The 11,080-nt window shown below is 35.0% G+C and carries 10 protein-coding genes; 3 read left to right on the top strand and 7 right to left on the bottom strand.

Features of this window, described 5'->3' with window-relative positions; all coding sequences use genetic code 11:
• Positions 1-72: 72 nt before the first annotated feature.
• On the bottom strand, positions 73-2,442 hold the full coding sequence (locus AADH04_RS15380; protein ID WP_434778159.1) for a helix-turn-helix domain-containing protein: 2,370 nt from the start codon (positions 2,440-2,442) through the stop codon (positions 73-75).
• 237 nt (positions 2,443-2,679) lie between these two features.
• Here AADH04_RS15380 and AADH04_RS15385 point away from each other — a divergent pair, with 237 nt between their 5' ends.
• Together AADH04_RS15385 and AADH04_RS15390 are read left to right on the top strand one after the other, a co-directional pair.
• Positions 2,680-3,852 (top strand): M20 aminoacylase family protein, encoded by a 1,173-nt coding sequence (locus AADH04_RS15385; RefSeq protein WP_434778160.1) that lies wholly within the window; start codon positions 2,680-2,682, stop codon positions 3,850-3,852.
• A 157-nt stretch (positions 3,853-4,009) separates the two neighbouring features.
• Complete coding sequence (locus AADH04_RS15390) at positions 4,010-5,386, top strand: MFS transporter (protein WP_434778161.1); 1,377 nt, start codon at positions 4,010-4,012, stop codon at positions 5,384-5,386.
• Between the two features lie 67 nt (positions 5,387-5,453).
• On the opposite strand, the gene AADH04_RS15395 is transcribed toward AADH04_RS15390, so the two are convergent.
• Positions 5,454-6,284, bottom strand: coding sequence for a class I SAM-dependent methyltransferase (locus tag AADH04_RS15395; RefSeq protein WP_434778162.1), 831 nt, complete (start codon positions 6,282-6,284; stop codon positions 5,454-5,456).
• 177 nt (positions 6,285-6,461) lie between these two features.
• Between AADH04_RS15395 and AADH04_RS15400 the strand changes: the two genes are divergently transcribed.
• The gene (locus tag AADH04_RS15400) at positions 6,462-6,926 is read left to right on the top strand and encodes a multidrug/biocide efflux PACE transporter (protein WP_434778163.1); all 465 of its coding nucleotides are present in this window, start codon (positions 6,462-6,464) and stop codon (positions 6,924-6,926) included.
• A gap of 52 nt (positions 6,927-6,978) precedes the next feature.
• Here AADH04_RS15400 and AADH04_RS15405 read toward each other — a convergent pair whose 3' ends face one another.
• From AADH04_RS15405 to AADH04_RS15425, 5 genes are all read right to left on the bottom strand, one after another.
• Entirely contained in the window at positions 6,979-7,737 is a 759-nt protein-coding gene (locus tag AADH04_RS15405) for an amino acid ABC transporter ATP-binding protein (protein ID WP_434778164.1), read from the bottom strand.
• Entirely contained in the window at positions 7,734-8,438 is a 705-nt protein-coding gene (locus AADH04_RS15410) for an amino acid ABC transporter permease (RefSeq protein WP_434778165.1), read from the bottom strand. Before AADH04_RS15410 ends, AADH04_RS15405 begins: the two co-directional genes overlap by 4 nt.
• 69 nt (positions 8,439-8,507) lie before the next feature.
• Entirely contained in the window at positions 8,508-9,323 is an 816-nt protein-coding gene (locus AADH04_RS15415) for a transporter substrate-binding domain-containing protein (RefSeq protein WP_434778166.1), read from the bottom strand.
• Positions 9,324-9,761: 438 nt separating this feature from the next.
• Entirely contained in the window at positions 9,762-10,079 is a 318-nt protein-coding gene (gene eutM, locus AADH04_RS15420) for an ethanolamine utilization microcompartment protein EutM (protein WP_434778167.1), read from the bottom strand.
• 54 nt (positions 10,080-10,133) lie between these two features.
• Positions 10,134-11,048 carry a glycyl-radical enzyme activating protein gene (locus AADH04_RS15425; protein ID WP_434778168.1) on the bottom strand — a complete coding sequence of 305 codons (915 nt, stop codon included), beginning with the start codon at positions 11,046-11,048 and terminating at the stop codon, positions 10,134-10,136.
• Positions 11,049-11,080 lie beyond the last annotated feature (32 nt).

Below are 11,080 nucleotides of genomic sequence, written 5' to 3' on the forward strand. Positions count from 1 at the left end.
TTTCCTGAATCTGTATTATGCATGATTTTTTGTTAAAAGCTCATCAATAATCAACTATATTACTTAAAGTCACTAGAGCATCTTCCGTAACTCATAAAAATGTATGGCGTTAATATCCAGCTCACTTAATACTGCCCAAGGATTGTGGATATACTCATCAAATACCGTTAAATATGGCGCTGACTGCTTCAAATACGCCACCATTTCCTCATCTTTTCCATATTTCGTTTGAAATAATTCAAATTGGCGGTATAAAGCGCCATGCTGTTGATCAAAAATAAATTTTCTGACCTGATAGTGTCCAGAATCAAGTCCATGAATAATAAATTTTTTCTCTTTTTTGAAGTTCTTGATCAAGTGTTCTTTGATGGAAATATAGGGATTAAAAGCTGTGGTATTAGTAAAGACAATCTGATAGCCAAAATACGTTTTGGTGATTAAATAATTGTGACCTTTTGCAATTATTTGCCCTTGCAAGCGCTGTGTAAATTTTAAAACATGAAAAGCTGGTCTTTTGGTATTATAGATATAAAATAATGCCAAACTACTGGTATCTATTCGTTCAGGTAAGGTTTCTTGTTGAATTTCAGCATTAATCCAAAAACCAATTCCAGCAATTTGGGCAGAAACACTAATCAATGTATTGAATATTAACGCGCCTCGAAAAAAACGGCCATTGGTGTGGCGGGTATTCCCCGTTAACGTATTCCAAGTAAGCAAATACAAGGGTATATTCATATCATGATATTTAAGTGCATTTTTTAAATTGTGGGTTTTCTCCTGAATATAACGCTCACTGTCTGCAAATGACTTACTGCCAATCTGGGTAAAACTTACCTGTTCATTTGGATTGGCTGAATAACCTAAAAAATCGGCTATTTGAGCCATTTTACTTTGAAAAAATACATCTTTTTTCATGGTTTCCAAACCAGAAAAATGAAAAAACACACCCACTTTAGCATTATGTAACCAAGAGCGAATCATTTTTTTTAAAATAAAAAAACCTTTTTCAAAGTCAACACTTTCAGCCACTTCTTTATTCTCTGCATAATAAATAAACCGCCATTTTTGGACATAATTTATACCAAATAAATTGACATTATGTTCAACAAATTTTGCCAGTTTTTGAATATACGAGGTTAAATCAGAATAAACATTCTTATGAGCTATACGTACAAATAAAGCAATATTATTTTGCTTTAAAAAAGAAATCGCATGGTCACTATTTGTATAGGGAGAAAAAGATGGAATGGGCTCATCTGTTTGGTACTCTGGTAAAATAGCACTACCTGAAATAAGATGATGAATTTCAACATAATCAAGACGAGCTTCTTGCTTAATCATAGACAGTTGTTGTTGAACGTTTTGCTTTAATACTTCGCTTAGTTCCCCTACACTCACAATATACTCCAGACTGGATAAATGATGTGGTTTTTTATCCAAATCAATATCAATAACCTGTTCTTCTATAGGGTAATACTGTTCATTTAATGGCTCTTGTGACGAATGTAAATTAATGCTATCGGCAAGTAAAGACAATAGCTCCATCGAGTCTACTTCTGCAATACGCATTTGTTCCATCACAATATCAGTATTGCTTTTATTGGTAAAAATAGCTTGTCCAGAATCATGGTTTTTATAGCTTTCCCTAAATTTATTAGGCGTTTGATTGTAAACGTTTTTAAAAAGCTGAATAAATTGTTTGGTATTGGAAAAACCATGTTCTTGGATAATCTGGTATACAGGTTTAGATGTATTGACTAAATCATGAACACAATGCTCAAACTTTATTTTGGTTAAATATTGAATAAAACTTAAACCAACCTCTTTTTTAAATAAACGAGAAAGGTACGCAAATGATATATGCTCTGAATCAGCGACCGCTTTTAAAGAAACATTTTGATTATAATGGTCTTCTAAAAAGCGAATGATTTTATCTATCCGTTTACTGTATGAACTGTTCAATTTTTGATTAGACAAATCTTCTTCTTTAAAATAAAGAACCAAAATCAATAAAATTTCTGACAAAAACTTATTGATTTCTAAAGCAGTAAAATCAATATTATTCCGAATATAACTGGTGAGCATTCTGGCCAATAATACTTTAATTGCTGTTGTATATTTACGTTTAAACCCTGGTTGTTGATCTGGTACCAACGTAAACTTATGATGGAAGTATTCTTTAAAATATCGAGCAAAATAATGGTTAGATACTTCTAAACGAATCACAATATTATCTTGATCACTACTGATTTCATATTGGTGGTTTTTGTTAATCAATAACACATCATCTGGATATAAATGAATACACATTTCTTCACTACCAACATCTACGCTGCCTTTTAACACATATAATAATGTGATACCACTGTATCCTGATTTTGATAAAGACATAATTTTATGAACATCTAAATGGTATTCAGCAAGGCTTTTGTCTGACATGGGTGCTTCTCCATTTTAAAAAAATTGTGATTCATTTATTTCGAATAACAGACAGACCATACACCATTTTATCAAAAAAAGAATGTATTTTTTTGACAAAACAAAAATCAATCATAAAAAATTTACCACAAATATGCTTTTTTGCAAAAAAATACATCTTCTTTATTACCTAAAATTTGCCTAAAATGGCTACAGTAATATCTTAATACAAGAAAATATTTATCGGAGGTAATAGCCATGAGTCAAAATATTATTGATACAATAAAAGCCAATGCAGAAAAATTTACCGAAATCAGACATCAAATTCATAAACATCCTGAACTTGGATTCGAAGAACAAGTCACCAGTGATCTGGTTGCCGCAAAATTGCAAGAATGGGGCTATGAAGTTCATCGTGGTTTGGCTAAAACAGGTGTAGTGGGTACTTTAAAAGTAGGAAATGGCACTAAACGTTTAGGTATTCGTGCAGATATGGATGCGTTACCAATTGTAGAAAATAATGGTAAAGCATGGAGTAGCACTATTCCAGAAAAATTCCATGGTTGTGGGCATGATGGCCATACAACTATTTTATTGGCTGCGGCTGAATATCTGGCTAAAACCAAAAACTTTGATGGCACCTTACATCTTATTTTTCAACCTGCCGAAGAATTACTATATGGTGGCAAAGTCATGCTAGATGACGGTTTATTTAAACTATTTCCTTGCGACATGATCTATGCGCTACACAATATGCCAGGATTAAAAACAGGTGAGTTTTATTTTAAAGAAGGCCCATTTATGGCTTCGTCTGACACCATCCATATTGAAGTTAACGGTGTAGGTGGACATGGCGCAATTCCAGAAAAAACAGTAGATGCCACATTGGTTGCATCTCATATTGTCATTGCTTTACAAAGTATTGTTTCTAGAAATGTCAGCCCATTTGAACAAGCAGTTGTAACTGTGGGTTGCTTCCAATCTGGCGATGCACCAAATGTTGTCAATGGTAAAGCTTTATTAAAACTGAGTGTCAGAGCTTTACATCCAGAAGTACGTAAGCTTTTATTAAAACGAATTCCAGAAATTGCACAAGCACAAGCGCAAAGTTTTGGTGCTTCAGTTGAGATTACTCATGTTAATGGTAGTCCTGTTTTGATGAATGGAAAAGAAGCAACCGATTTTGGTATTCAAGTAGCAAGAAATTTAGTTGGAGAAGCAAATGTACACACTGATGCTGCACCTATGATGGGTAGTGAAGATTTTGCGTTTATGCTCGAAGCCAATCCAAATGGCTCTTATCTGTTTATTGGTAACGGAGACGAACCTGGTTCTTGCATGGTTCACAATCCTGGCTATGACTTTAACGACGAAATTATTACACCAGCAGCAGCATTCTGGGGAGCTTTAACAGAAGCTTACTTAAAGTAAGATAAGCCAGAGCATCGGAGTAAAGCTGGGAAACCCAGTCAGTTGCTCATCCCAACCAGCTTTACTCCGCTTGTATTGGCGACAAATTTAAATATTTTTTTATATATATTCCAATAAATAATTATCATTAAATTCAAATATTGAAGAAGGATTTACTATGGAAACAAGTAACTATAAGGGCAGCGACAAACTGACTTTGGGTATTGTATTAGGTGTACTGACCTTTTGGTTGTTTGCACAATCATTAGTCAATGTTGCCCCTGCTATACAAAGTGATTTAGGCATCCCAATGGAGTCCTTGAATCTTGCCATCAGCTTAACGGCTTTATTTTCTGGCTGTTTTATCGTGGTAGCAGGAGGTTTAGCTGATAAACTTGGACGGGTTAAATTTACTTATATTGGTTTTATTTTAAGTATTATTGGTTCTTTATTGCTGATTTTGGCAAATGGTGCGGTCATGTTTTCTATTGGTCGAATTATCCAAGGTTTATCTGGTGCCTGTATTATGCCCGCTACCCTTGCGCTAATGAAAACCTATTTCGATGGAAAAGAACGCCAACGAGCATTAAGCTTTTGGTCTATTGGTTCATGGGGCGGTTCTGGTGTCTGCTCTTTAGCAGGCGGTGCCATTGCTACTTATATGGGTTGGAAATGGATTTTTATTTTCTCAATTATCTGTGCTTTATTAGGTATGTTATTAATCAAAGGCACACCTGAAAGTAAAGTAACAGATGAGAACCAATCTAAGTTTGATTATTCTGGATTGGTCACTTTTGTTATTGCACTGGTTTCTTTAAACCTTGTCATTACTAAGGGCGCATCTTTTGGTTGGACAAGTGCAGAAACTTTAGGTTTGGCTGCACTCTGTGCTGTTGCAATCATTACATTCTTTGCTATTGAGTTAAAGAAAAAAAGCGCCAGTTTTATTGACTTTTCTTTATTCAAAAATAAACCTTATAGTGGTGCCGCTTTCTCTAACTTTATGTTAAATGCTGTTGCAGGAACCCTAATTGTCGCCAACATGTACGTTCAAAATGGTCGTAACTTTACTTCATTCCAATCTGGTATGTTATCAATTGGTTACTTAATTGCCGTTTTAGCCATGATTCGCGTTGGTGAAAAATTATTACAAAAAGTGGGTGCAAAAAAACCAATGATTTGGGGAACATTAATTACAGGCACTGGCGTGGGATTAATGGCCTTAACTTTCTTACCTAATACTGCTTATGTTGCGGTTGTATTGATTGGTTATATTTTCTTCGGTTTAGGTTTGGGTTTTTACGCAACTCCTTCTACCGATACAGCCATTTCCAATGCTCCAGCTGATAAAGTAGGTGTTGCATCAGGCATTTATAAAATGGCCAGCTCATTAGGTGGTGCATTTGGGGTTGCTATTTCTGCATCCGTTTATACCGCTTTACTCCCATCAGGTACCTCTGTGGCAGCAACTGTTGGCTTATTGGTTAACGTGGGCTTTTGTATCTTATCTTTCTTAGCAATTGTCTTTATGGTACCCAAAAATGCTGGCAAATAAACTTTAATTCACTTTCTTAATAAACAACTCAAGGCTTAAAAACTTGAGTTGTTTGTTTATTGGCAAGTCATTTTTCAAGGACTAAAGCCAAAGTATCACTTTGCTCACAATTAGTTACACCTGCAACATCACCATAAACACCAATCACATTAAAACCTGCTGCTTTGACTTCGGCAACGATATGTTCTTTAGAAAAATATTGATGCCAAATATTATAAACCTTATATTGTTCTGCAAAAAATACTGCTGTTTGCTCTAAAGTAACGTATTCTGGGTAATATATACTTCTGGATAATGCGATATAAGGTTCTTCTTGCCAAAACCCACCTTCTTGTTGAATGGTCCAATTTTGGTTTTCTTCAAAAGACTGAAATTTTTTGATGCTAAACACATCTAAAATAAATCGCCCCCCAATTTTTAAACTCTGATAGATATTATTTAAAAGGATTTTTCTATTTTCTTGGGCTAAAGCACCATAATCACAATAAATCAATACGGCCAAATCATAATGATTGTTCTCTTGCCAAGATAAATAGTTTTGATACTCATAAATAATAGACAATTTATTTTTTTGTGCACATTCTTTTGCATACTCAATTGATCGAAAAGAAAAATCAATCCCTTTAACCTGATATCCTTTTTGAGCAAATCTTTGTGAATATAATCCTGGCCCGCATCCCAAATCAATTAACTGTGTGAACAAAGATGAAGGTGCAATTTGGCTGATCCAATTCACAGAAGCATCAATAAAAACACCCTTCCTACTTGCACCTTCAGAATCAGGGTCTAAATGTGCAGCCAACAATTGTTTTGAAATATGATCCTCTTGCCAAAAAGTATTATCTGCCCCCTCAAATGGCTCTGGCAAACTCAAATGGCTCATCACTTGTGCTAACATAACTTTATATCCTATTTTTCAATCAAAATGAAACCTAATTTGTCATAATTTTCTCAAGAGGCTGGTGTGAAAATAATCCTTCAGTTTTCACAACATCAATTCATTTGTTATTTTCCATCTTTTAGGTAAAATCCTCATACACAATACCATTTATACAGAAAATTAATATTTTAAGCCATGACTCAAAAAACCTATGACCCCACTCAAAAAACATTTTTAGAACGTGTATTTCATGCGCTTTGTTTTGAATGCATTGCCACATTAATCTGTGCGCCATTATTTGCATTTATTATGAATAAGTCTATTCTTAGCATGGGCATACTGACCATCATGTTTGCCTCCATCGCCATGATATGGAATATCATCTACACTTTTTTATTTGACCAAATATATAGAAAATATCAGCTTCCCAGAACTGTTCGTACCCGTTTAATTCATGCTGTTTGTTTTGAAGTTGGTTTGATTTTTATTCTGGTGCCTTTAGCAGCATGGTGGCTATCAGTTAGCCTCATTGTGGCATTTTTTATGGAAATAGGCATGATTTTATTCTTTTTGCCCTATACTGTTATCTATAACTGGATATATGACTCAACGCGTAAACATCTATGGGTGCGGAAAAATACACCTATTTCACAACACTAACCAATCATTTTCATAAAAAACGAGACAAGATCTGTCTCGTTTTTATTTACTATTATATAGAAAAATCATGCACACTCATTGCCGCAAATTTTTCTAAAAACATCATGGTTCTTTCCTGTTTTGGGCTAAAAAACAATTCATTTGGTGTCGCACATTCAATAATACGGCCTTGATCCATGAACATAACACGACTAGAAACATCTTTAGCAAAATTTAATTCATGGGTAACAATCATTGAAGTAACTTGTTCCTTTGTTACCTCCTTAATCACAGCCAACACTTCTTGTACCAACTCAGGATCAAGAGCCGAGGTTGGCTCATCCATTAAAATAACCTGTGGTTGCATAGCCAGTGAACGAGCAATTGCCACCCGTTGCTGTTGCCCACCAGACAATTGGCTAGGATAATGATCTGCTTTTTCAGCTAATCCAACCTTACTTAAATAATGCATGCTTTCTTCAAAAGCGGTTGCTTTATCTTTTTTCTGAACCGTCATTAAACCTTGTGCCACATTTTTTAAAGCAGTTAAATGTGGAAACAAATTAAATGATTGGAAGACCATACCAACATGTTTACGCAACTCATACACCGTTTTTTTTGGAAAATGAGGTGCCTCTATGAACATATCCCCAATTTTAATGGTTCCTTGCGTTGGCTTTTCCAATAAATTTAAACAACGAATCAGTGTGGATTTTCCTGAACCAGAAGGACCAATAACAGCAATCGTTTCACCTGCTTTTACATCAAAACTGATGTCTTTTAGTATGTGCTGATCACCAAAATATTTATGTAAATGATTCACTTCAATCATGATGAATGCTCCTGCTGATGTTTTGTTAATCGGCGTTCAAGCAAAATCACAACACGCTCGACAACCAAACAAATAGCCCAATACATTAAAGCAGCCACTATATAAACTTCAAAAAACTGAGAGGTTCTTGCCGCGACTATCTTAGCTTGCCCAATAATTTCTGGCACAGAAGCCACAAAGGCTAATGATGTATCTTTTAGTAACATGATGAACTGATTACCAATATTTGGCAAAGCATTAACTAAAGCTTGTGGAAAAATGATTTTTCGTAAAGCTTGAGGTGTTGTCATCCCAATAGAGTAAGCAGCTTCCATTTGTCCTTTGGGTACAGACTGAATAGCAGAACGAATGGTTTCTGATAAATAAGCACCAACATTTAAGGAAAAAGAAACATAAATAAAATAGATGGCAGGAATATCGCTGATGTACTCAGTTGCATCAAAAATTCTAAATACCAAAGGCACACCATAATAAGCTAAAAAGATCTGTACCAATAAAGGGGTACCACGCATAAAAGAAACATAAACAATAGCCAATTTACTGGCAACAGGCACTTTATAAACTCTGAGTAAAGCAACCCCTAAGCCAATTATGGAACCAAAAATAAATGCGATAAGCGCAATAGCTAAAGAAATTGGGATACCTTTAGCAATAGCAGGAATGGCACTAATCATATAGTGAACATCAAAAATATTATTCATTCTATTTTTTTTCTAAAAAAAACGGGCATATTAATATGCCCATTTATGTTTTTCCCTAAAAGATAGTGATTACTTGGTGTAATCTTGTCCAAACTGTTCTACAGACATTTTTGTTAGTGTACCATCTTCTTTCATTTTGTTAAGCACTGCATCAATTTTTTGTTGTAATGCTAAACCTTTTTCATCTTTTTTGAAAATAAATTTTGCAGGCTCTTTCGTTAAAAAATCGCCCACGATATCAATTTTGAGGTTTTGTGCTTTGGCTTTACCCTTAATAGCAATTGGATCATTGATTGTCGCAACAATACGTCCATTGGCAATGTCTTGTAACATTACATCTAAATTACCATCGTAATACACAATATTTAAAATTTTACCATGTGCATTGTTCCAGTCTTCAACAAAACGTGTATGGTTACTGCCAGCACCCATGCCAACTTTTTTCCCTTTTAGGTCTTCCAAAGTTTTAATGTTTTCAGGATTCCCTTCTTTCACAGCTATTTGAGAAACAGCATTAAAATAGCTTTGTTCTGTCAAATGATATCGTTGCTGACGCTCTGGTGTCGCCGTAATCTGATTGGCTAACATTTGAAACTTATCAGCATCTAATCCAGGAAACAGGGTATCCCAAGGCGAGGCAATAAACTCAAATTTGATGCTTGGCTCTCTTTTAGCCACTTCTTTAAGCACTTCAATATCGAACCCTGTTAACTCTCCTTTTTCATTTTTATACGAAAAAGGATCATATGTGCCTTCTGTACCTACTTTAATAACCGTACTGCCATCAGCGTTACTAACACTGTTATTATCCTGCTTTTGTGGTGAACAGGCGCTCATCACTATGCCTAATAGCCCAATATAAAAAAACTTTACCAAATTGCTCATTATTCTTTTCCCAATTATCTGCATAAAAATTTATTGTCAATTTAAAGTCAAACCGATTCAAATATAGCTATATTTTATAAATGTAAGACCTTTCATTGATATTATTAAAATTTTTCTCTATTAAGTAAAGAAATTTAAATCTAATTCCTTATTACTTTTTAATATATAAAATATATTATAAAATCAGCCTATTGAATTTACTGCTTTATTTTTTTCATTTTTTCTTGAGTTTATATTTTTTATGTTCAAGCCTTTGAGCATTATTTTGCTCACGATCACAACCTACAAGCAATAAAATCTACCGATAAAACCAACACAAAAACCTTTTTAATATAAATTCATATAATATATACCCATAAAAAAACCGACCCACTTTGCAGATATATAATAAATATACATCCAACAAATGATTAGGTCGATTTTTTACTGACTAAAAATTTATTTAGCGGCTGGTTTTTTAGCTGTAGCGGCGGCGGCTGGTTTTTCACCTAAAGGGTAAACCGCTGCTAAATCTGCATGTGGGCGAGGAATAACTTGAACAGAAATCACTTCACCGCCAACACGTTTAGCCGCAGCAACCCCTGCATCCACTGCAGCTTTACATGCTGCAACATCACCACGGATTAGCGCAGTCACCAAACCACTGCCCACTTGCTCATAACCAACCAGTTTTACCTGTGCTGATTTTACCATGGCATCAGATGCTTCAATTAGAGCAACCAAACCTTTGGTTTCGATCATTCCTAATGCTTCCATATTCACTCCTACATGTAAAATTATTACTACTTTAAGATACAACCATTATTCCAATTATCCACCTATTTGGCAATGTAATTGTGTCGCCTGCTCAACAGTTTCTTTTAACTGTATGATTTTTTCCGAAACGATGGGCACTACGCCCTTCATTTTGTATTCGTACTGTAAATGCTGGTACTTATTTTCCCCCATTCTATGGAATGGAAGCAAGTGCAATTCCTTGACCGAAGACAAACTTGCTGCAATTTTTGCAATATCTATAATTTCTTCGACCTTATCATTAAATCCTGGAATGACTGGTACCCGAATAATCAATTCGACATCTGCTTGATCAAAAAGTTTAGCATTTTCTAAAATAGGCTCATTTGGTTTGCCTGTATAACAAGTATGCTTGGTGCTATTGGCGTGTTTGATATCCATCAGCACCAAATCCAGATATGGCAATACTTTTTCAATGTTTTCCCGAGGCACAAAAGCTGCTGTTTCTATGGCTGTGTGCCAGCCTTCTTCTTTACATGCTTTTAATAACTGTGCACAAAAATCTGGTTGAGCCAACGCTTCACCACCTGATAAAGTAATTCCGCCGCCAGAGCGGCGATATTGGATGGCATCTTTTCTTAATTCTTTAATCAATTCAGGAACAGTTGCCTGATACCCTTCAAGAATTAAAGCACCACTATAACAAACCTCAACACATTGACCACATAAGGTACATTGCTCTTTATTTAATGAAAAACTTGGATTAAATGCAATGGCCTGATGAGGACATGCTTTGACACATTGGCCACATTGCATACAATCTGACTGTACAAACATCAACTGCGCTCGCCAATCCTGACTTTCTGGGTTACTGCACCACTCACAACGTAAATGACATCCTTTAAAAAACACAATGCTTCTGATACCTGGGCCATCATGAACAGAAAAGCGCTGAATGTTAAATACTGTCCCTGTCATTTGTTCAGTCATAAACACTCTCTTTTTACCGTATTTTTATATCA

Source organism: Neisseria sp. Ec49-e6-T10 (assembly GCF_051132615.1).
Taxonomy (GTDB): Bacteria; Pseudomonadota; Gammaproteobacteria; order Burkholderiales; family Neisseriaceae.

What these genes read in the sequence shown, in the direction of transcription:
- AADH04_RS15380 (WP_434778159.1), bottom strand. Translation starts at nt 2,442, where the DNA reads ATGTCAGACAAAAGCCTTGCTGAATACCATTTAGATGTTCATAAAATT.
- AADH04_RS15385 (WP_434778160.1), top strand. Translation starts at nt 2,680, where the DNA reads ATGAGTCAAAATATTATTGATACAATAAAAGCCAATGCAGAAAAATTT.
- AADH04_RS15390 (WP_434778161.1), top strand. Translation starts at nt 4,010, where the DNA reads ATGGAAACAAGTAACTATAAGGGCAGCGACAAACTGACTTTGGGTATT.
- AADH04_RS15395 (WP_434778162.1), bottom strand. Translation starts at nt 6,284, where the DNA reads ATGTTAGCACAAGTGATGAGCCATTTGAGTTTGCCAGAGCCATTTGAG.
- AADH04_RS15400 (WP_434778163.1), top strand. Translation starts at nt 6,462, where the DNA reads ATGACTCAAAAAACCTATGACCCCACTCAAAAAACATTTTTAGAACGT.
- AADH04_RS15405 (WP_434778164.1), bottom strand. Translation starts at nt 7,737, where the DNA reads ATGATTGAAGTGAATCATTTACATAAATATTTTGGTGATCAGCACATA.
- AADH04_RS15410 (WP_434778165.1), bottom strand. Translation starts at nt 8,438, where the DNA reads ATGAATAATATTTTTGATGTTCACTATATGATTAGTGCCATTCCTGCT.
- AADH04_RS15415 (WP_434778166.1), bottom strand. Translation starts at nt 9,323, where the DNA reads ATGAGCAATTTGGTAAAGTTTTTTTATATTGGGCTATTAGGCATAGTG.
- eutM (WP_434778167.1), bottom strand. Translation starts at nt 10,079, where the DNA reads ATGGAAGCATTAGGAATGATCGAAACCAAAGGTTTGGTTGCTCTAATT.
- AADH04_RS15425 (WP_434778168.1), bottom strand. Translation starts at nt 11,048, where the DNA reads ATGACTGAACAAATGACAGGGACAGTATTTAACATTCAGCGCTTTTCT.